13 protein-coding genes, 2 other RNA genes and 1 pseudogene are annotated in these 21,928 nt (G+C 47.2%); 12 read left to right on the top strand and 4 right to left on the bottom strand.

All coding sequences use genetic code 11. From position 1 onward, the window contains the following. Positions 1 to 108 precede the first annotated feature (108 nt). The 4 genes and pseudogenes from ssrA (NSU14_RS31380) (at position 109) to ssrA (NSU14_RS36095) (ending at position 4,284) form a co-directional block, all read left to right on the top strand. Positions 109 to 473: a transfer-messenger RNA gene (gene ssrA / locus NSU14_RS31380) on the top strand. A 634-nt stretch (positions 474 to 1,107) separates the two neighbouring features. After that, a complete protein-coding gene (locus NSU14_RS31375) occupies positions 1,108 to 2,931 on the top strand; it encodes an ATP-binding protein (protein ID WP_340948436.1) in 1,824 nt (607 codons plus the stop codon). Between the two features lie 257 nt (positions 2,932 to 3,188). After that, positions 3,189 to 3,889, top strand: a pseudogene (locus NSU14_RS31370) (Rpn family recombination-promoting nuclease/putative transposase); the annotation flags it as partial. 9 nt (positions 3,890 to 3,898) lie between these two features. Further along, positions 3,899 to 4,284: a transfer-messenger RNA gene (ssrA, locus tag NSU14_RS36095) on the top strand. Between the two features lie 280 nt (positions 4,285 to 4,564). Here the strand turns inward: ssrA (NSU14_RS36095) and NSU14_RS31365 are convergent. Both NSU14_RS31365 and NSU14_RS31360 read right to left on the bottom strand, forming a co-directional pair. Further along, a complete protein-coding gene (locus tag NSU14_RS31365; RefSeq protein WP_076243425.1) occupies positions 4,565 to 6,127 on the bottom strand; it encodes a DEAD/DEAH box helicase in 1,563 nt (520 codons plus the stop codon). Next, positions 6,109 to 6,738 (bottom strand): TOTE conflict system archaeo-eukaryotic primase domain-containing protein, encoded by a 630-nt coding sequence (locus tag NSU14_RS31360; protein ID WP_445670103.1) that lies wholly within the window; start codon positions 6,736 to 6,738, stop codon positions 6,109 to 6,111. The genes NSU14_RS31365 and NSU14_RS31360 overlap by 19 nt, the downstream gene beginning before the upstream one ends. A 311-nt stretch (positions 6,739 to 7,049) precedes the next feature. Here NSU14_RS31360 and NSU14_RS31355 point away from each other — a divergent pair, with 311 nt between their 5' ends. Then, positions 7,050 to 7,352 carry a hypothetical protein gene (locus NSU14_RS31355; protein ID WP_340948432.1) on the top strand — a complete coding sequence of 101 codons (303 nt, stop codon included), beginning with the start codon at positions 7,050 to 7,052 and terminating at the stop codon, positions 7,350 to 7,352. A 361-nt stretch (positions 7,353 to 7,713) separates the two neighbouring features. Here NSU14_RS31355 and NSU14_RS31350 read toward each other — a convergent pair whose 3' ends face one another. Next, complete coding sequence (locus NSU14_RS31350; RefSeq protein ID WP_042132795.1) at positions 7,714 to 8,025, bottom strand: hypothetical protein; 312 nt, start codon at positions 8,023 to 8,025, stop codon at positions 7,714 to 7,716. Positions 8,026 to 8,377: 352 nt separating this feature from the next. Here NSU14_RS31350 and NSU14_RS31345 point away from each other — a divergent pair, with 352 nt between their 5' ends. Both NSU14_RS31345 and NSU14_RS31340 read left to right on the top strand, forming a co-directional pair. Beyond that, positions 8,378 to 8,806, top strand: coding sequence for a VOC family protein (locus tag NSU14_RS31345; protein ID WP_340949025.1), 429 nt, complete (start codon positions 8,378 to 8,380; stop codon positions 8,804 to 8,806). A 3-nt stretch (positions 8,807 to 8,809) separates the two neighbouring features. Beyond that, the gene (locus NSU14_RS31340; protein ID WP_340948431.1) at positions 8,810 to 9,727 is read left to right on the top strand and encodes a VOC family protein; all 918 of its coding nucleotides are present in this window, start codon (positions 8,810 to 8,812) and stop codon (positions 9,725 to 9,727) included. A 112-nt stretch (positions 9,728 to 9,839) separates the two neighbouring features. Here NSU14_RS31340 and NSU14_RS31335 read toward each other — a convergent pair whose 3' ends face one another. Further along, positions 9,840 to 12,167 (bottom strand): helix-turn-helix transcriptional regulator, encoded by a 2,328-nt coding sequence (locus NSU14_RS31335; protein WP_340948430.1) that lies wholly within the window; start codon positions 12,165 to 12,167, stop codon positions 9,840 to 9,842. A 253-nt stretch (positions 12,168 to 12,420) separates the two neighbouring features. Here NSU14_RS31335 and NSU14_RS31330 point away from each other — a divergent pair, with 253 nt between their 5' ends. The 5 genes from NSU14_RS31330 to NSU14_RS31310 all read left to right on the top strand — a co-directional run bounded on the left by NSU14_RS31330 (position 12,421) and on the right by NSU14_RS31310 (position 21,894). Continuing rightward, the gene (locus NSU14_RS31330) at positions 12,421 to 13,359 is read left to right on the top strand and encodes an ABC transporter permease (RefSeq protein WP_340948429.1); all 939 of its coding nucleotides are present in this window, start codon (positions 12,421 to 12,423) and stop codon (positions 13,357 to 13,359) included. A 10-nt stretch (positions 13,360 to 13,369) separates the two neighbouring features. Then, positions 13,370 to 14,254: a carbohydrate ABC transporter permease gene (locus tag NSU14_RS31325; protein WP_340948428.1), complete on the top strand. Its 885-nt coding sequence runs from the start codon at positions 13,370 to 13,372 to the stop codon at positions 14,252 to 14,254. Positions 14,255 to 14,330: 76 nt separating this feature from the next. Further along, on the top strand, positions 14,331 to 15,863 hold the full coding sequence (locus tag NSU14_RS31320; protein ID WP_340948427.1) for a DUF3502 domain-containing protein: 1,533 nt from the start codon (positions 14,331 to 14,333) through the stop codon (positions 15,861 to 15,863). Between the two features lie 31 nt (positions 15,864 to 15,894). Beyond that, a complete protein-coding gene (locus NSU14_RS31315) occupies positions 15,895 to 16,941 on the top strand; it encodes a glycoside hydrolase family 130 protein (protein ID WP_336102099.1) in 1,047 nt (348 codons plus the stop codon). Between the two features lie 246 nt (positions 16,942 to 17,187). Continuing rightward, positions 17,188 to 21,894, top strand: a complete 4,707-nt coding sequence (locus NSU14_RS31310; RefSeq protein ID WP_340949023.1) for a polysaccharide lyase family 8 super-sandwich domain-containing protein — start codon at positions 17,188 to 17,190, stop codon at positions 21,892 to 21,894. Positions 21,895 to 21,928: the final 34 nt, after the last annotated feature.

Here is a 21,928-nt window from a genome sequence, read left to right as displayed (position 1 = left end):
AAGTAAACTTATTGCTTCTGAACAGCCATCTTGATCAAGATAGCTGTGAACCGGATCAGCATTTATGCTTATCATTGATCCGTTAATCCGAAGCGCCCTTTCTAATGAGGGGCCGTTCTTGGATTCGACGGGGATAGTTCGAGCATGAGTAGCGAGTAGTGGGGACGCGTCCGCTTCATCAACGCTAAAGCCTATTAAACGGCAAACAACAAAACAACTACGCTTTCGCAGCCTAAGAAACTGTGCGCGTGCTTCTACCCTGCATCGCCCATGTGACAGGGATAGGGGCTAACAAGTAGTGGGATACGCTGTCTCATCTCCGCCTGCGGTGAGCTGAAGAAGACAATCAGGCTGACCCAACGTATAGCCGGTTACGGGGCGATACTCGGGTGACATCAAAACTGTAACTACACTCGTAGAAGCTTATGTGCCGTTATCTTCGGACAGGGGTTCGACTCCCCTCGGCTCCATATGGAGTATCAGTGTAAGACACCTTTAGGGGTGTCTTTTTGTTTTGTTCTCTATTCATAGAGGTTGCGGAAACCTTGATATGACTGGGTTTTTGGTAGCATATGGCGAGTGTAAGAAGTTTTTTAGTCGCTCTTTAAATGGATACCACCACTTAAAAGATTATGGATGCAGTCATTTAGTGCTTTAAGTGTTCCTTGAAATTCAACTTGGAGTGTGACTTGAATTCCCGCTGTAGGGTCGGGTCTGGTGAGTTCATCTTGTTCCAAAGTCAGTTACAATAGTTCTGGCTCCGACCCGAGCAAGGGAAGTAGCTCAATTTCTTCTGGAGTTTGTACGGTGATCATCCTCCAAGCTTTAATCAATCCTCAATGAACTGAAAGGTATCTTCGCAGTATTGAATAAAATCATCAAACGAGGGAAAGACACTGAATGACGGGAATCTCTCGTTCTTGTTCTGATTCCAAGTCAGATTTGGGAAGTGGATTTTTAAGGGAGAAACACATAAGAAGGCACTTAATATAAAGAAAAATATATAGACTAAACAATGCTTTGACAGTAAATTCAGGATATGAGAATATAAATGCATTCGTACCAATATTTTGGAATATCAATAGGAGTTGGGGGGATATATTAAACATGGATATATTAAATCTATATGAAAGAGTTAAAAACACTATTCAATTAGGAGAAAGCCATTTTCGTGAATTCAAGAGTGCTTTAGAGGGTAGACCAGACAGGAAGGTTCCAAGACAAGTAAAGAAAGTATGTGAAGATATAGGTGAAGCACTTGTATCCTTTGCTAATGCTGATGGTGGAGAATTGCTTGTTGGAGTGGAAGATAACGGATTGATAACGGGTGTTCCTCATTCAGAAGAAGACATAGAAGTAATGCTTAATGCGTATAAAACTCATGTACATGAGAATAGCTTCTTACCAATGGTTAATCATGTTCAATTAAATTTTGATGGTCTTACAATTCTTTTCTTCGCTGTTTCAAAGGGTACGAGTGAAATTTATCAACTTCCTGATGGAAGATGTGTTCGCCGTCAAGATAAAAGCACAGTGCCAGCTCCGATGAATAGAATTTTATTTGAAAGGCAAGAAGTTAAATCAAGAGGATTTGATCGGGAGTTTGTAGATGGAGCTCTTTCTACTGATTTGGATTTAACTTTAGTACAATCAATGGCAGATACATACTTGAGAGGAATGAGTGTTGAAAAATACATACAACAAATAGGACTAGGGGAGTATGCTGGCAGTGGTCTCAGACTTAGAAGAGCAGCATTGCTCTTATTTGCAAAGGATATTCAACGTTGGCACCCACGTTCCCAAGTTAGAATAATTAAGGTGAATGGAACAGAACTTCTTTCAGGAGAAAAGTATAATGTACTCTCAGATGAGATAGTTTACGGAAATATTTTTGAGTTGTTGGTGAAATCTTGGGAGTCACTTAGACCTTTTCTAGCTTTTAAAACTGAGTTTGGAATGGATGCTAAGTTTGAACAGAAATTTATTTACCCAGAGTTAGCATGTAGGGAAGCTATTGTGAACGCTATAGCACATCGAGACTATGTGATTCAAAATGGAATTGACGTTTTCATTTTTGATGACAGGATGGAAATTAAAAGTCCAGGATTACTACTTTCGACTATATCTTTAAACGATTTGTTAGAACTAAAAAATGTTCATGAATCTAGAAATTCATTAATAGCTAAGATACTTAGAGAAAATAAAATCATGCGAGAACTTGGAGAAGGAATGCGCCGTATTTTTGAGTTAATGGAGGAATTCGAATTATCCAAGCCAAATATAAGTTCAATTGATAATTATTTTAGCGTTACTTTATACCATAAGTCAGTTTACTCTCTTAGAGAAAACGAGTGGATCAATTTGTTTAGTAATTTTAATCTTACTAACTTGCAGAAAAAAATAGTAGTTCTAGGCATGAATGATAGATTGATTTCACCAAGCGATATTTATCAAGCTTTAAATACTAATGATAGAAATATTTATGACAGAGAAGTAACAGCCCTAAGAGTAACTGGTATTTTAAAAGAGATAAGATCAAACTTAGAAGCGAGTAAAATGGCTAGACAAAATAATAAAGAGAAGCAAGCAATTCCAAGATTCAAAATTGAGCTTCCTACATTAGATAATTCTTTTTCAAGTGAGACAGCTATTTTTGTTGCAAATTTGCCTGATGATATAGATGAGGAGAAGCTTGAAAAGCATTTTCATCAATGTGGTAAGGTTGACAGGTTAATAGTGCCAAGGGATAAGCATAATGGTAATCGAAGTAGGGGTTTTGCATTTATTTGGTTTAACAATCAGGGAGAGTTACAGTCCGCTCTGAAGATGTCTGGTAGTATGATAAGTGATAAAGTATTGAGAATAAGCCAATATAACCCTCCTAAGGTCCATGCAAGACGCCAATCTGGTAAAGTTAGAGGTAGACGCTAATAGATGAGTGTTTGGTTACGGGGTGATACTCGGGTGATATCAAAACTGTGACTACACTCGTAGAAGCTTATGTGCCGTTATCTTCGGACAGGGGTTCGACTCCCCTCGGCTCCATATGGAGTAAATTGAAAGACACCTGGAAAGGTGTCTTTTTCGTTATAATGATTGTTTTACGCTGATAATAGTTAGTTTAATCTGAAGGGCTTATACCTCCTTAAAAGGTTCAAAACCATTGATAAATGCTATAATAATAATGAATGGAGCTGATGCCGATGGATTTGCTAGACCCGCGTGTGGATTTTGTATTCAAACGGATATTTGGCAGCGAGAACAATAAGGATGTGCTCCTGGCGTTTCTTAACCGCATTTTCACAGAAGCGGGCGAGCCGCCGCTGACGGAGATCATTCTGATGAATCCTTATACGGATAAAGACGATCCGCTCGACAAACAATCCATCTTTGATGTTTACGCCAAGACCTCTGAAGGTAAACTGCTTGATATAGAGATGCAGCTGTCGAGAAGTATCCAGAGCTTAAGAAATGCGTAACGATTAACATTCTAAACTATGCGTTCTTGAAGAATGAGCAATATCATAACGTATTTCATCTGCGGGAAGACCGGACAGGGATATCCTTGATTGACGACATCGAGGTTCATTTCTTGGAATTGCCGAAGCTGGATGAACGTAGTATTCCGTCTGAAGGCGGACTGATCAATTGGTTACTGTTTCTGAAAGGTGCCGATACATCACAATGGGAGGTGCTGAAGATGAATGAGCCAGGGTTGGAGAAGGCAATGGATACCTTGCAATATTTGAGTCAGGATTCGGATGCTAGACGATTGTATGAGGCTAGACAGAAGTATTTGCATGATGAAGCGTCCATGGTTGAAGGGGCAAAGTCTGCTGGGATTATCGAGGGTAAGCTTCAAGTGGCTCGCAACTTGCTGGCAATGGGGATGGATTATGCAGCTGTAGCGAAGGCGACAGGGCTTAGAGAAGATGAAATCAAGTCTATCAAGCTTTAATATGTTGCCTGTTTAGTGATAGAAGTTTCATCAACGCTAAAGCCTATTAAACGGCAAACAACAAACAAACTACGCTTTCGCAGCCTAAGAAACTGTGCGCGTGCTTCTACTCTGCATTGCCCATGTGACAGGGATAGGGGCTAACAAGTAGTGGGATACGCTGTCTCATCTCCGCCTGGGGTGAACTGAAGAAGACAATCAGGCTGACCCAACGTATAGCCGGTTACGGGGCGATACTCGGGTGACATCAAAACTGTAACTACACTCGTAGAAGCTTATGTGCCGTTATCTTCGGACAGGGGGGCGGGCTCCCCTCGGCTCCATATGGAGTATCAGTGAAAGACACCCCCTAAGGTGTCTTTTTTCATTTATAATGATTGTTTTATGCTGATAATAGAAGGCTGCTAGGTTAACGGAGCAGGGGATCAATGCTTTGAGAAAGAAAAAACGCAGGAGCATCCTATGAGCGGATGCTCCCGTTTGATCTTTTGTAGATGTCTTGTGATTCGGTTATTAATTTTCCTATTGGCAGGAGCTTAAACTGACGTTCTTTGTTGGGATATAAACAACTAGTTAAGCATGCCCACTCTATTTTGAAGCACTTTCCTACAACTCCGCCCCCCGGTACCCCATCTTACGATATCCCTTCACTCGTTTCTTGAACATCGCCATTAACATTGGAACCTGAAGATCGATGTAATCATATATTTTCACTTCTTCTTTATTCGCATGACTCCGGTGCAGGCGGCCAGCATATTGCTGTAAGGTGCCTGTCCAGGAGATGGGATGGACCAGGAACAAGGTGTCCAGTCTGGCGTCATCGAAGCCTTCACCGATTAGCTTACCCGTAGCGATGACTACACGCTCCTGATCGTCTGGAATAGAAGCAATTTGGGCGCGTAGAGCTTCTCTTTGCTTTTTCCCCTTTCCGCCCCTAAGCACAATTACGTTTTTGGCAAAGGCGTGTAATCTCTCTGCAAAATATTCAGCATGAGCGGTCCGTTCAACCAGAAGCAGTGGAGAACGTCCTTCATCTAAGCAGGTTAACAAATCGTCAAAAATAAGCGTGTTACGCTCCTCATTGTCTACAAGCTGCTGATAGATGTCCTGAATTCCGGCAACCTGTTCCCCTGACTTGATCTGAAAGTGAGTATAGCGGGGGACCACCCTTAATGAAAATCCTCTAGAGCTGCTTAGGCTTTTGGCATCCACCTTTAATAGCACAGGTCCAAGCTGGAACCGTACAATGGCTTCCTGTCCGTCCTGCCGTTTAGGGGTGGCTGTTAAGCCAAATACATACTTTGCTTTGACTTCCCGCAGAACCTGTTCGAAGCTGTAGGCTGATACGTGGTGACATTCATCCACAATCACCTGGCCGTATTCACTTATGAAGGGTTTAACGTTTCCTTTATAGTTGAGGCTCTGAATGACAGCAATGTCGATGATGCCGGTTCGTTTATTTTTACCGCCGCCAATCGTACCGATTGCTTGTTTAGGAACTTCAAGAAAGGTTTGCAAACGTTCCTGCCATTGCTCCATAAGCTCCCGTCGGTGAACCAGAATGAGGGTATTTGTCTTTCTTGAAGCGATAATGCTGGCTGCTACGACAGTTTTGCCAAATGCGGTTGCCGCTGAGAGAACGCCTATATCCCGGCTTAGAATAGCTCTGGCTGCTGTGTCCTGAAGAGTACTCAGCGTACCGGTGAACTCTGCCTCGATAGAAGTTCCAGACGAACGTTGATCCTTAAGCGATACCTTAACCTGATTTTGCTCGAAAAAAGATAACAAATCCGGCAAGCATCCCCTTGGCAGTACTACGTAATTCTCCAGATCCTTGGCGCATGAGATGACCCGGGGTTTACCATAGGTGGAGAGCCGCATCGCTTGTGCTTTATAAAAATCAGGGTTGGAGAAGGAAGCTAATTTGATCAGCGCATGAATTGCACTTGAGGGAAGTCCAGACTTGAGGATATAAAGGCGATCCGATTGCAAAATCTGTATTTCAGCAGGCAAAGATTCCATTAGAACCTCTTCAATCTGAGTCGGATTCCCTTGTAATAAGATTAATCCATCTGAGTCGTGGTCTGATCCCGTAGTAATTCTGTCATTGCTAAAAAGTCCACGCTCCCCGTGCGTGTATATAAATTGCTTCACCTGGTCTTCGCCCATCTTGCCAAGTTCGGATAATATCCCCATTGATCAGCGTAGGGCTCAAAGCGCTCGTCAACAAAAACACTGTTTCCCTGCTTACGCGGCCCGCCTTGAAGAGGAAGGGCAATGAGGTTGCCGAATCCGCCTTTGGGCAGTGTATCCTGATTGGGAAACAGGCGGTCATAGGATTCCATGCCGATCTGATATCTGTTGTTCATGGTAAGACTCAGCAGGGTCATTCCAAATCTTCTGGCTGTAGCCGCCTCGATATTTCGACTGAAGAAAATCCAGATATGCGCCCCATTGCCGGAACGCGAACGCTCTAAGAGTGCGGGGATTTCAAGGCTTTTACATAGCTCCATCACGGCAGTAACATCCTGCTTCCAATCGTGTTTGTCAAAATCCATAGCCAAAAACCAGCAGGTCTCGTCCTGCAGCATGGGATAGATACCAATCGTCCGGTCTTGCCTTGCATCTAAATGGGCTGACAGCACTTCGCTTGTAAGGGGCATGAAGTTCTGGTGTTTGCAAACGGAGCATTTCACTCTAGGTTTCTTGCAAACGGAAGTCCATTCATTGGCGCAAGCCGGAGAATACCCGGACTTTCCTTGTTTATTGCTCCAACGAATCGGATAAACATCGTCTCTGCCGCGAAAATAACTTTTATACAGGGCGAGCTTATAGTAGACCTCTCAACCGGGTGACTTCCAGCTTAAGTTCCTCAATATGAGCCAGAGCTGCATTATATTTGTCCTCGATATTGTCCATTGATTGGTCCTCGCGTTTTATTTATATTATACCTTGTAAGTTGCTGAGTAATAATATTGGGGATTATAACCGGATTAAGGAGATCATAGTAATGCTGAAACTAAGTAACTGAACCATTAAAAAGCATTTAAAGAATCTAACGAGGGAAGAGCTTGAGGCTGAAATCTTGAATATGACCAAGATATATCCGATCATTCAGGAGCACTATTTTTCAATACTATTTCCTGATAGTGAGGAAGTCTTAGACAAGTACAAGAAAATTATTGAGAAGGAATTGGTCCACAAGGGAGAGATTCTGCGATACCAGATTATGAAGCAAGCAATAAAAGACTTTAGTAATGTCTCAACAAATAAAGGGCAAATTGCAGAGCTAATGATTTTTACAGTGGAATGTGGAGTAGACTTTACTCTTTCATATGGAGACATAGATGATGAAAAATCTGGGGTTCGGAGATGGGATGATGGAGTTGTATAGCGATTATTTAGGATACCTGGAAGAAGAAGACCCTAAGTAGCGTATACGGACGCATTATTTAACCAGTTAGGATTGTGTGATTGCCATGGAGTATGGCTTTGGACATAGGGAGTGCTTTTAGCATTCCTATTCTTTCAATCGATCATATAAAAAACAAGGACTTTGGAGGGCTCATCCATGTCCTTGTTCTCGTTTATAGCAGCTTTTCGAAGGCGGTGGGCTTGAGGACTGTTGCAGATTATATTACTGCTTAATACGCAATATTACAGATTGGGCCGCCTGATTTCCGCTCAAGGGAGCAGGGTTTGTGACTGACTTTTATATGAAGGATTAAAGGTGGGTTATTTCGGACTGTTTTTGTTTAGGTCAGGTTTGGACCAATATATTCTAGCCCGACAAGATCAGAACGATGTATTTTTCTGAAGCCTAAAAATTTCACCGGGGTAGCTGTGGTATCAAAAATATTCATTGAAACCATGCCATTACGCGAAATTCCTAAAAATTGAAATGTGAATTCTCCCATCGTAGAGGTCCCGGATTTATAAAAATGACCCACTCTACCTAGATCAAATTCTTCCGTTAAAGTTTCTTGTGGTAAATAGTATTGCGAATCTCCAGGCTGATCCGGTCTTGAGGGATAGTGAAAATGATAGTGGTTATGATATTGATTCATTAACGTAGCTCCTTTTCGTTCTTTTGTAATTTTATTCACAAGATAGGTATATGCCAAATTTAATAAATGGTTCTTTCGCTAAGTCTTGTTTTGGATATATTTTACAATTTATGTTTAGAATACGGGAATAGAAAAGAATGAACCTGAAGTCCGCATTGAGATTTTAGATGATAATGGGCTAGGCGGCTTTGGAATTGTATTTGTAATAAGCTGCTCCTGATTAGGCCAGAAGTTGGGTCGCCTACAGCAAAATAAAAATAAGACCATACGTTCGCAAAAACCGTATATTTTCTTCAAATTTGGTGTATAATAAGGCTGACTGTTAAGCTTATTCCAAAGGGGATGAAGAATGATGTCAATCCGTTTGAACCCGTATTTTGTATTTAACGGAAACACAAGAGAAGCGCTTTATTTCTATGAAAAAGCGCTGCATGGCAGCGTAGTTGCAATCACGACGTTCGGAGACCTGCCGGAAGATCCGGAGCATCCGCTGACCGATGAGATGAAAACGCTTGTGATGCATGCGCATCTGAAGGTCGGTAATGCAGATCTCATGTTCTCCGATACTTTTCCGGGCACGTCACATCAGGCGGACGGGGATACGGTTCAGATTGCCATTCATCCTACAGAAGAGGCAGACGCACGGGAGATTTTTGCTGCACTGGAAGACGGCGGTCAAGTGATCATGCCTCTGCAGAAGACGGATTGGAGCCCTTTGTATGGAATTGTGAAGGACAAGTTCGGCGTTACTTTTCAAGTGAATGTCCCCGGGGAGGAATAACTTGTGGCAAACATCAATCAGAGAATCTTTCCGCATATATGGTATGACAAGGAGGCGGTAGAAGCTGCCCATTTTTACGCTTCTGTGTTCCCGGACTCCAAAGTTACGAGTGTTACAACACTTCATGACACTCCGTCAGGCGACTGCGATCAGGTTTCTTTTGAAATTTGGGGGCAGAAGTTTATGGCGATCAGTGCAGGGCCGTATTTTAAGCTGAATCCGTCCGTGTCTTTTTTCGTTAATTTTGATCCCTCACGCGATAAGAACGCAGCAGAGAAATTAGATGAGGTGTGGAACAAATTATCCGATGGCGGCATGGCTTTGATGCCGCTCGATAAATATCCGTTCAGTGAGCGGTATGGCTGGATTCAGGACAAGTATGGCGTCTCATGGCAGTTGATTCTTACCAATCCGGAAGGTGAAGAGCGGCCTGCTATAATACCGTCATTTATGTTCATCGGTAATAACTGCGGCAAGGCAGAAGAGGCGATGTCCTTCTATTTGTCCATATTCAAAGATTCTCGGCAAGGACTTATAGCCCGTTACCCGACAGGAATGGAGCCTGATCAAGAGGGAACGATTATGTTCGCTGACTTCATGCTGGAGAATCAGTGGTTCACCGCAATGGATAGTGCACATGATCATAAATTCAGCTTCAACGAAGCCATATCCTTCATGGTGAAATGCGACTCGCAGGAGGAGATTGATACCTATTGGGAGCAGCTTTCTGCGGTTCCTGAAGCTGAGCAATGCGGCTGGCTGAAAGATAAGTATGGCGTGTCCTGGCAGATTGTTCCGGCTGAGATGGACGAGATGATGGAGAAGGGGACACCGGAGCAGCTTGCGCGTGTTACGGAGGCATTTCTTAAGATGAAGAAATTTGAGCTTGCGGAACTGCATAAGGCTTATAAGGGCGAATGACTGCATAACCCTTATTCTGTGCCAGGGGATTTGCTGTAACGTGTTGCTTCAGTAATATGAAAAAAGCGATGAGGGTTGTTACCCCCATCGCTTTTTTGTCGCAGCTGCATTCTTATTTCTCAATGCTATTGCCACCTCTATACTTCTTCCGGTATTGGGCCGGTGTCATTGCGTACACCTTTTTGAAGCTGGAATAAAATGTGTTGAGCGACGAAAATCCGAAATTTTGGACGATGGGCTCAATCGGCGAGTCGGAGGCAATGAGCTCCTGACAGATGAAGCTTAGGCGCTTCTCCGAGATTTTGTCCGTAATGGACTGGTTTGTCTCCGCTTTATATAAACTGCGGAAATAATTAACGGATAACCCCAAATGATCAGCAAGCATTTTTGCGGACAAGTTCGGATCGGTTAATTGTTCTTCAATGAACCGGTCCGCCTGCTCGATCAGAGTCACATTCTTGGACAGCCCGCGGGCAGCTACAATGTCTTCGAGTGTCTTGGTGACCAAGGCTTCCATCCATGGCACCACCTTGTCCATCGTCTCCTGCTGAATAATCTGTTTCTCAATAGAAGTCAGCCCCCATGAACTGGGCAGAGGCTGAGCGGAATGCTCCTGCATGAGCCTGCGTATATCCATAAACAGGGTAATCAATGACATTTTACATTCAAAATAGGGCATTTCCCGCAGCTTGACTACGGCTGAGCGTATGACTTCCAGAACCGTATCTGCATTCCCCTTGGGAAGAGCCTGAGCGATCTGCCGCTCTTTGTTCGCAGGCAGATGGTACAGTTCTCCTGGCGCATCGGGTAGCCATTCCTTCACGATGAGCGATCTGTGTCCGAACCTGAACCGTTCCTGCGTCAGTTCATACGTCTCCATATATATCTCATGCATGTCGGTCAGGCCGGGCAGCGTCCTGCCCCAGGCGACAGTCGTTCCAACTGACAAATACTGCTCTATTAACTGTTGGGAGCCTTGCAGCTTCCTCGCATATTCTTCGGACAAGGGGGCGGATAGGACAACGGCCACGTGATCGTCACCCATATCCACCGTTTGCAGCTTGTGCTTGGACGATTGCAGCGACTCTTGAATAATATTGGACATTGCGAACCGGAGCAGACGCCGGTCCTTCTCCGGGTAGGTCTCCGAGAATTCCGAGAAGTGGTCAATCCGGAAGATGGCCACCGACAGCTGATCTACCGGCAGGTCAATGCCCCACTCCAGAAATTGAGAACCTATCTCCTCTGCTGAATGGTAAGTCTCCCCCAGAAAATCCCGTAAAAACCTCTCTCTGCCTAAAAATTTATTAAGCCGCCATTGCTCGGTCAGTTCGTTAATCTGATTATGCTGGGCTATAAACACATTGGATAAGTAGTCAAGTTCATATGTGCTGTATCCCAGACCGGGCTTTTCCGCTTGATGCTGCCGCATTACTCTGGTAATCAGTTCTTGAATGGGCGAGTATACCCGTTTGGAGATCAGCACGATAACGGTCCAGGAGGCTGCGAACAGGGCAATGAACAAGATCAGGCTGGTGTTGCGAAGAACCGTAATTTTATCCAAAATGACAGACTTCGGTATTGTTTCGATAAAGGTCCAATCCTGGATTCCTTTGATGGAGATGCCTGCGTAAACCATTAGCTGTTCTCCCTGATCCCGGGGATGAAAGAGCTTCCATCCGCTCTCGCCCTTAATCACGTGGCTTCTGAGCTCCGCAGTTTGTTCCTGATTCAGAGAAGTGCTGCTAAAAACCGTCTCCTCCCGGTCATTCAGAACCGCAACTGACCTGTCGCCATCATTCGAATTGTCCTGAAGCAGGGTCATGAGATTATCTGTATCTACATTCATAACGAAAGCGGAAATAGAACTGCCTCTTTCGTAAAATCTTATGATGGTCATCACCTCTTTGGGCGTATTCCCGGTAAGAGGCAGGGACAAGGTTCTGGGAATGAGCACGCTATGGTTCGCCGTAACCGGATCCTGTAAACGCTTAATAATATCCTGATCGTAGAAATTTTCCGCATCATTCAATCCAAGTCTGGAATCAACAACTGTATTCGTGTAATCGTTAATGAGGTATACCGAATCGATAGACGGATTGGCGTTCTTGATGTCCATAAGCCGGCTCCATACCTCAAAAGTCTCAAAATCGCTGTACTGATCTGAAAGGGCATATACCTTGAGGGCGCTGTCATCACTGGAGGAGAAGCTAAATTCCAGGGCCCATTCCATCAGCCGTGTGGTGTTCTGGGCGCTGTTTACCAGCAAGGATTCGGAATGATCGCCGATCTCTTCCAGAAGCGTCTTGGAGGACTGCCAATAGAGCAGCGCAAATGATATACCCAGCACCAGTACGTTTGCACTGACGAAATAAAAAATAAGCTTCATATAAGTAGGATGCTGCTTCAGCGATGCGAGGAGTGGACGTCTGAATTTCATTGCTGGAACCTCCGTAATCATAACTGCCGAGCTCATAAATTGTAGATTTATTATAGCATACCGATTATTTTCGTCTTCAGAATCGTTTGTTTTCGCAGTAGTGTTGTTTTTGGGAAGTTTGTAAATCTGCGCTTGCAGGAAGGATTAGAGCTTTTCGGAATTGCCGTAGCAGTGAGGGCTTGATAAGGTGACGGCATAGATAACGGCGTGCTAATGCAATTGCCGGTCTTGATGAAAGGGGGGATATAAAAAGATGCATTACACAATTAATGCCAGTAAAAAGTCTAAACTGAAGCATATTGTCCGAAATCCATTTCTTTATGTTATGGCCGTGCCGGGGTTGTTGTTTTTTCTAGTATTCAGTTATTTTCCCATATACGGGATTATGATTGCCTTCAAAGACTATAACTTCGCCAAGGGAATCACAGGAAGTGATTGGGTCGGTTTTAAAAATTTCGATTACTTTTTTACTTCAGGTGATTTCTGGACCATTCTGCGCAATACGCTGGTGTTGAACATACTGTTCATTTTCTTTACTACAGCCGCAGCCGTTTTAATTGCGCTTATGTTCAACGAAATCCGCAATAAGTATTTCAAACGAATATCGCAGTCTCTCATTTTTCTTCCTTATTTTATGTCTTGGATTGTGATAGGAATGATTGTCCAATCTTTATTCGGCGGGGAAGAGCCGATGATCAATAACTGGCTGCAAAATATCGGTATGGAGCCGGTCAACTGGATGTTTGAGTCGAAGCTTTGGCCGTATATTCTGACCGTTATCCGCGTGTGGCAAGGTGCGGGTTATCTTTCGATTATTTTTCTGGCCGCGATTACCGGCATATCGGAGGATTTGTACGAGGCTGCCCGGATTGACGGGGCATCCAAGCTGCAGATTGTAATGCGTATTACGCTGCCGCTGCTCGTTCCTACCATCATGATCATGACCTTATTGGCCGTAGGCAAGATTTTCAATGGCGATTTTGCTATGATCTATGCCATCATTGGAGACAATTCATCGCTCTATCCGACTACCGATGTCATTGATACCTTCGTCTTCCGCTCCATGAGACAGCTGCATGACTTCGGCATGTCTTCGGCAGTCGGCCTGTTCCAATCGGTGATGGGTCTGATATTCGTCATTGCTGCCAACTGGGTAACCCGGAGGGTGTCTAAAGAATCTGCTTTATTCTAGGAGAATAACTATGAGACAGAAACAGAGCGCTGCGGATCGAACGTTTACGATATTTGCCCATACGTTCATTTTGTTGTTCACCATATTTTGTGTGTTTCCTTTTCTGCTGATGATTATCGGCTCTATTACGGATGAACAGGAACTGATTGCGCACGGCTATACTTTGATTCCGCAAAAACTATCGCTGAACGCGTATAAGGCGGTTTTGCAATCGGATGTGCTGTTCAACGGCTATGCGGTCACGATTTTTATCACCGTCGTAGGTGCATTAAGCGCGTTGTGCATTTCCGCAATGCTTGGCTATTCGCTGGCTAACAAACGGAATGTTCTGCAAACACCTTTTCTGTTCTTTTGCTACCTGCCTATGCTGTTTTCCGGAGGGATCATTCCATTTTATATTGTGGTCAGTCAGTGGCTGCATTTGCAGAATACCATCTGGGTGCTCGTTTTAACTATGTTATGCCAGCCGTTCCTCGTCTTTTTACTCGTGAGCTTCTTCCGCACCATTCCTGAGGAACTGGAGGAAGCCGCAAGAATAGACGGAGCGAATGAAATGAGAATTTTCTATCAAATTATGATCCCGATCTCCAAGCCGATTCTGGCTTCCGTCGGTCTCTTCTATGCTCTGAGTTACTGGAATGACTGGTTTATGGGATTGATGTTCGTGGATAATGAGAAGTTATACCCGCTGCAGTTAATTCTTCGCCGGATGGTATCCAATATGGAAGCCGCCAAAAATCTCATTCCCTCCGGAGCAGCCATTGCAGTGACTCCACCGACCTATGGTGTGCGGATGGCGACAACTGTGCTGACGATCGGCCCGATTGTCCTGCTGTATCCCATGCTTCAGAAGTATTTCGTCAAAGGTCTAACGGTAGGAGCCGTAAAAGGATAAACGGGGATGTCCGGGATTAACCGGACTAACCCAGTTAATTTCAGAATTTTGTTCATAGATATGGGAGGGTAACAGAATGAGGTTAAAAAGAGTGTTTGGTATGACAACGGCAACGGTACTGGTATCTTCACTGATCCTGGCAGGCTGCGGAGGCAATACGAAGACTGGGGGCAATGAAGGGAGTTCTCCAAAGAATACGGAAAGTGCTGCACCCGCATCTAAGGAAACGGTGACATTGAAAGCTTATTTTCCGGGGGATAAACCGGTGGGCTTTGACGATGTGCTACAGGCGGTCAATGATAAATTGAAAGCGGATAACATCGGAGCGGCCTTGAACATCAATTTCTTGCCGTGGACCGATTACGGGAATGCGGTATCCGTGAAGATGTCTGCCGGAGAAGATTTCGATATGTACTTGGATGCCCCATGGATATCCATGAATCAGATGATCGAGGGCAATTCTTTAATGGAACTGGATGCCGCGGTGGCCGAACGTCCGGAGCTCAAAGCATCCATTCCCGAGGAAATGTGGGAGTATAACAAATTCGGCGGAAAAATTATGGGGATTCCGCTCGGTACCACCCAGGGCCAGCTATATGGCCTTCTGATCCGCAAAGATTTGCGCGAGAAGTATGGACTTCCCGAGTTGAAAACCTTGGGTGATTTGGAGAAATTCTTGTATATGGTCAAGGAACAAGAGAAGGATGTCAAACCCTTCGTCATTAACGGCATCAAAGCGGATAAACTTCCGTTTATCCTGAGCGAATCCGCTAATCAGGCGCTGGATGAAGTGCTTGAAATCGGTGTCAACATGTTCGCCTATTCCATCAAGGACAAGAAAGTAATCGGCCAATGGACCAGCCCGGTGATTGCTGATGGTTATGAACGCGTCACCCAATACTACAAGGACGGCATCATTTCCAAAAATATCGCACAGGAGCAGAATGCAGAGACACTGTTCAAGCAGGGGAAATATGCGGCCACTTATTATGCGGCGGATGGTGTGGAGGGATTGAAATATTCGGAAATGCTGCAAGACGGCAGCGACAAGCTTGAGATTTTCATTCCGAACGGGGATAAAGCCAAGCCGTATACCGCTTTCCAGCAATGGAATTTCCTGTGTATTCCAGCTGCTTCCAAGCACGCTGATTTGGCAATGGATGTAGCCAATTGGTTGTCCATTAAGGAAAACCACGATCTGATGGAATACGGCATTCAAGGGAAGGACTGGGAACCGGTCGGGGATTCGAGCTATAAGGTGCTGTCCAGCTATTCATTCCCGGGGTTCGTGCTAACCTGGCGGCCAACGCTGAACCGCACGCCGGACACGATGATGAAGGATGACAAGAAGTGGTTCGACTTCTCTACCAACCCGGCCAATTTCACACTTAGTCCAACGGCGGGCTTCAACTTTAACGCTGAAAAGGTGAAGACGGAATATGCCAAAATCACTCCACTTCACGATTCGACCTTCCTGCCGTTTAGCCAGGGCCTGGTGCCTGCTGCTGAAGGCAAGGAGATGATGGAGAAAAAAATGGCGAGCCTCGGCGGACAAAAAGTAATCGAGGAAATTCAGGCGCAAATCGACGCTGTCACATCCGGTAAATAACGGCCTAAAAATACTGAAAGAGGTACTTCACATGAACATACAACGCAGCGCGCACAATCCTGTTATACGAGTCCGGGACGTTGTCCCTTCCCGCCCCGATTTTCGGGTGCTGGGTGCGTTTAATGCAGGGGTGGCGCAGTTAGGGGATGAAACGATCCTTTTACTGCGCATTGCGGAGGCGCCGATATCGGACCGGGCGGATGAAGTGCTTGTCCCCCGGCTGAATGAAGCGGGTACTGATGTCCTTGTAGAACGTTACGACAAGACCGATCCGGGCTATGATTTCTCCGACTCGCGCTTCGTTGCGAAGGATGGACGAACGGTCATGCTCACCTCCTTATCTCATCTGCGGGTGGCGCGAAGCAAGGATGGCATTCATTTCGATGTGGAGCCGCATCCGGCCTTATTTCCGGAAAATGCCCTGGAAGCGTGGGGAATTGAAGATCCGCGTGTGACCCAAATCGGGGATATCTATTATATTACTTACAGCTCTGCTTCTGCCCGCGGCGTTGGCGCCGGCCTGGCAGAGACCCGGGATTTCCGGACATTCAAACGCCGCGGACTTATGCTGGCTCCCGAGAATAAGGATGTCATGATCTTCCCGGATAAAATTAACGGCAAATATTACGCTTTGCACCGTCCGGTGCCCAAGTCATTCGGCTCTCCCGAGATGTGGATCGCCGAATCGCCCGATCTCGACCATTGGGGGAATCACCGCTTCCTGATGGGGCTAAGCGAACAAGGCTGGGATTCGGCTCGTATGGGCGGCGGGGCGGTTCCGATTCGAACCGAACGCGGCTGGCTGGCGCTGTACCACGGAGCGGACAGCAAGCACCGCTATTGTATGGGCGCGGTGCTGCTTGATCTGGAGAACCCGGCCAAGGTCATCGCCAGATCCCGTGTACCGATTTTGGAGCCGGAAGCTGTCTATGAGGTGAATGGATTCTTCGGCAAGGTCGTGTTCTCATGCGGAGCCTTGCTTCTGGATCAGACGGTCCGCATGTATTACGGTGCCGCAGACGAAGTGATGGCAGTAGCGGACATACCGCTGGAGGATATATATAATACGCTAGTGTAGAAGGCTGAAGGCAGTGCAAGCTGCCTTCTTCAATCCATATATAGGAAAGCGCTGTCATAAACGATTGAATTTAGATAGACAAAGGAGCGCATGTACATGACTGACAAAAGGCAAAGGTTTGTAAAGAGGTGGACATGTCTTGGTATTGTTTGTTTGTTGATATCCTCCATAGGGTTATATTCGCCCGTATCGGCGAGCACGCCCGGGGCGGCCAACGTTTCTCCAGAGATCGCTGAAATAAAATTGATGAAAAACCGGACGGCGGCATTTTATGTCTCCAAAGATATCATCAACGACGGAACGAACGGCCGGGTCGAATGGACCTACAAATCTCAGGCCGGCACGTACTTAACCAATCAAAATTCCAATGGAAGCTGGGGAGATGTAGATTATGCGAGTACAGCCTCCAGTGCCAATGGGAGGGCCTGGTCGCCTTATCTCGCATTAGACCGGCTGCAGTCGATGGCTCAGGCGTTTGCTGACCCGAAGGGTCCATACTATCATAATGAAACCCTGTTAGGAGGCATTCAAAAGGGGCTGGACTATTGGTTTACGGTGAAGCCCACTTCCACCAACTGGTGGGAGACCGGAATCGGCAAGCAATTAAGGCTGGGGAAAATCGCGCTTTTATGTGAAGGCTATTTAACAGAAGCGCAAGCTTCCAATATAATCGGCACGCTGGACAGCAGCCCGCACACTGTCGATGGAGCCAACTCATCCTGGTACAATCAGAATTATATGATCCGCGGCTTATTGCTGGAGGATGCCCAGATCGTCCGGAACGCTGTGGAAGCGTTTAATGTGCTGTCCAATGTGACGGCGACTGTGACGGGAATCCAGTCAGACATGTCATTCTTCATGCATGGCAAAACGAATTATACGACGGGCTATGGAAGAAGCTTTGCCAGAGATATGTCATTCTGGGCATATGTAACCTCGGGCACCTCATTCTCGTACAGCAAGGCGGCGATTGATTCGTTATCGTCCTACCTGCTGGATGGCACCAGGTACCTCGTGAGAGGCGATGTTGCCGATCTGGGTATGGGGATGAATGGACCGGAGTGGCCGGATTATGCTAGCGCGGCTTTGACCTTCTATGAAGATCCGCTGCAGTGGATGCAGGCGGCCAATCCGAAGCGCGCAGCCGAGTTTGCGGGTTTTCTTGAGAACATCCGCAGTATTGGTACGAGCACGAGCAACGGACTGGATGCTAGCAATATGACGCAATGGCAGACGCTAGTCTCCTCGCATATGCGGGATGATTATGGAATTACGGTCAAGATGTCTTCCAGCACGGTCAAAGGCGGCGAGTGGAGAACCATTAATCCTAGCGGATATAACCTGCTCTACTGGACGCCGCAAGGAGCCACTGCCATTCAGAGAACCGGGGATGAATACAGGACGGTTTATCCGCTGATGGACTGGGCTCATGTTCCAGGTACGACGGCACCGTATGTACTCACGAAGGATACGAATTTCAACAATCCCAAAACATTTGTAGGCGGCGTGACCAACGAGCGTTATGGAGCCACGGCGTTTGATTTCAACAAGCTGAGTACAAGCGGCAAAAAAGGCTACTTCTTTTTCGATGATGAAATGGTGGCGCTGGGCACAGGTATCGCTTCAACTAACGCTGCACCGGTCCATACAACATTGAACCAAAGTCTGGCGGCAGGGGATGTGCTCGTAGACGGAAAAGTAATAGCGGACGGAACGGTGCAGGCTAACGGGCGCTGGGCATATAACGATAAAATCGGCTATGTTTTCCCGAATCCTACCGGCTTTCAAGTGAAGCGGGAGACGAAGACGGGAAAATGGGGCGATGTCATCACGGGAAGCTCGGCGGAGCCGATCACCAAGCCGGTTTTTTCAATATGGCTCGATCATGGCGTGAAACCGACTAACGCTTCCTATGAATATATCGTATTGCCGAATAAAACCCCTGAAGAGGTCAGCAGCTACGCAAGCGTGAGCCCGAGCCCGGTCAGTATTCTTGCGAATACACCGTCGGTTCAGGCAGTCCGGCACAATTCCCTTGGTATTGCGGAATTGCTGTTCTATCAACCCGGGACGGTGACGCTAAGAGACGGCTTGACGGTCACAGCTGACCAACCGTCCATGGTGATCATTGACGAATCCGTGACACCTGTCCGCATCTCGGTTGCTAATCCCGAAACCCCGGGGATTACAGTGAACGTAACGCTGAACCGTAACGGAGAAAAAACCACAACAACCTATAGACTCGGCAAGGATACGTTTACCGGCCGGAGTATGACCCTAAACGAGGGAACCTCTCTCGACGACAGAGGGTTCGATCTCGCTTACAGTAAAGGGGCGACCGCTTCCTCCAGCCAAGGCAAGCAATTTGCCTCGAATGCAACCGATCTATACAGAAGTTCCTATTGGAGTTCAAGTGCTTCGGACAACGAGTGGATTTATGTCGATCTGCAAGATCAATATATGATCCATAAAGTTAGGCTAAATTGGGAAAAGGCGTATGGAAAAAGCTATAAAATTCAAGTGTCGGAGGATGCTGTCACCTGGAAGGACGTTTATACAACTTCTATGGGGGATGGCGGAATCGACGAGCTTTCCTTTGGTAAGGTCAATGCCAGGTTCGTCCGGATGCTGGGCGTTCAGCAGGGCACCGGGGACGGCTATTCGCTTGCAGAATTTAATGTGTTTGAGGCGGTGGCACCCAATCTCGCCGAAGGCATGAAGGTAACGGCAAGCTCGGCCAGAGCCGCCGACGTGTCTCCCGGTAATGCGGTTGACGGGTCATTGACGACCCGCTGGGGATCTAACTATGCTGATCCGCAGTGGATTTACGCCGATCTTGGCTCCAGCCAGCCCATTGCGAAGGTTATGCTGCATTGGGAAAGTGCGTACGGGAAGGAGTATCAAATCCAGGTTTCCGACAACACGGCGGACTGGACGACAGTATACAGTACCACCACCGGAGACGGAGAAATCGATGAGATCTCCTTCGAACCGGTGAATGCAAGATACGTCCGGATGTATGGTACGAAAAGAGCGACCACGTACGGCTACTCGCTCTGGGAATTTAAAGTGTATGGTCCAGAGAACGTACAAAAGGTTCCGGCCCGGGTTGAACTAGAAGCGACGCCATCTTCCGTGGCGGCTGGAGGCAAAGTGTCCGTTACAGGTGTCGTCTACGATGGCGCCGATCTTCTGGTCCCCGGCGTGGAGGTCGAAATCGCGTCTGCATCGGGCAGCATCGAAACGGCTAAAGCAGTAACGGACGTTAACGGCCGGTTCAACACGGTTTATACCGCGCCTTCCGCAGCCGGAGAAGTGACGATCGCGGTTGTCCTGCCTGCAAGTCCGACCGTGACGGATACGGTTACCGTATCCGTGAACCAGGACGTACAAGTGCCCGCCCGAATCGAACTTCAGGCAGCGCCGTCTTCCGTGACATCCGGAGGCATCGTGTCCGTTACGGGAGCCGTCTACGACAGTGACGATCTTCCGGTATCCGGCGTAGAGGTCGAGATCGCGTCTGCATCGGGCAGTGTCAATGACGCCAGTGTGGTAACGGATGCGAACGGCCGGTTCAGCACAGTCTTTACAGCGTCGTCTGCTGCCGGAGAAGTGACGATTACAGCAGCCTTGACCGCGAATCCGTCTGTGAGCGGGACGACTACCGTTTACGTAGAAGGGGTCGTACAAGTGCCCGCCCGGATCGAACTCCAGGAGGCACCGTCTTCCGTGATGGTTGGAGGCAAGGTGTCTGTTACGGGACTCGTCTACGACGGCGGCGATCTTCCGGTCCCGGGCGTAGAGGTCGAAATTGCGGCTTCGTCAGGGAGCATTGAGAGTGCCAAAGCAGTAACAGATGCGAACGGCCGGTTCAGCACGGTCTTTACGGCGCCTTCCGCAGCCGGAGAAGTGACGATTACAGCCGTCTTGACGGCGAGTCCGGCCGTGGCGGATAAGATTACCGTCTCCGTAATTAAGGCTGCACAAGTACCCGTTCTAATCGAACTCCAGGCGACGCCGTCTGCCGTGACGGTGGGAGACGATGTATCCGTTGCGGGAATCGTCTACGACAGTGACAATCTTCCGGTCTCCGGCGTGAAGGCCGAAGTCGCGGCTTCGTCGGGCAGCTTCCAAAGCTCAAAGACAATCACGGATGCGAACGGCCGGTTCAGCATGGTCTTTACAGCGCCTTCCGTAGCCGGAGAAGTGACAATTACAGCCGTCTTGACCGCAAATCCGTCCGTTACGGGGAAAATAAACGTTTCCGTAAACGAGCGTTCAAATGGCGGAAGCGGAGGTAATTCGGGAGGAGGAGCTCCCGTGAGTCCGCCGGTAACTCCCAATAATCCGAACGTTAATCCAAGCGATGATCCAAACGGCGGTTCGGACACGCCGGACGTTCCGGTACCCGGTCATGCCTTCGCGGATGTTGGCGGTCATTGGGCCGAAGCCAATATCCTGGAAGCAGAGAAGAGGGGAATGATCACAGGTTATCCGGACGGCTCGTTCCGGCCCGGTCGCACGGTAACGCGCGCTGAATTCGCGGTGATGCTGGCGAATTCGCTGAAGCTTCAGAACGAAGAAGCAATCCTGTCCTTCAAGGACACTGACCGGATCGGGCCATGGGCCAAGGCAGCTGTTGCACGGGCTGTAGGCTTGGGGCTTATCCAGGGAGATAACAATATTAACTTCCGTCCCAATGCGCCTATGACCAGATCGGAAATGGCCGTAATGCTGGCGAGAGCATTAGACCTTGTACCCAAAGCTCATTCCGCTGGATTCGCGGATGACCGCGACATCCCGGTCTGGGCGGTTGGAGCGGCAGCCGAGATGAAGAAGCTGGGGATTATGCAGGGTAAGGGTAATAACTGCTTCTTCCCGAAAGATGCCGCGACGAGGGCGGAAACGGTCACGGTTCTGCTCAGAACGCTTGCAGTGAAGGATCAGGAATAGGAAGTAGAACAAATTCGGCCGGGAAAACCTGCTT

Origin of the sequence: Paenibacillus sp. FSL R10-2771, assembly GCF_038000205.1 — a bacterium.
GTDB lineage: Bacteria > Bacillota > Bacilli > Paenibacillales > Paenibacillaceae > Paenibacillus_AQ > Paenibacillus_AQ phytohabitans.
This window is presented reverse-complemented; position numbering and strand designations above follow the sequence as displayed.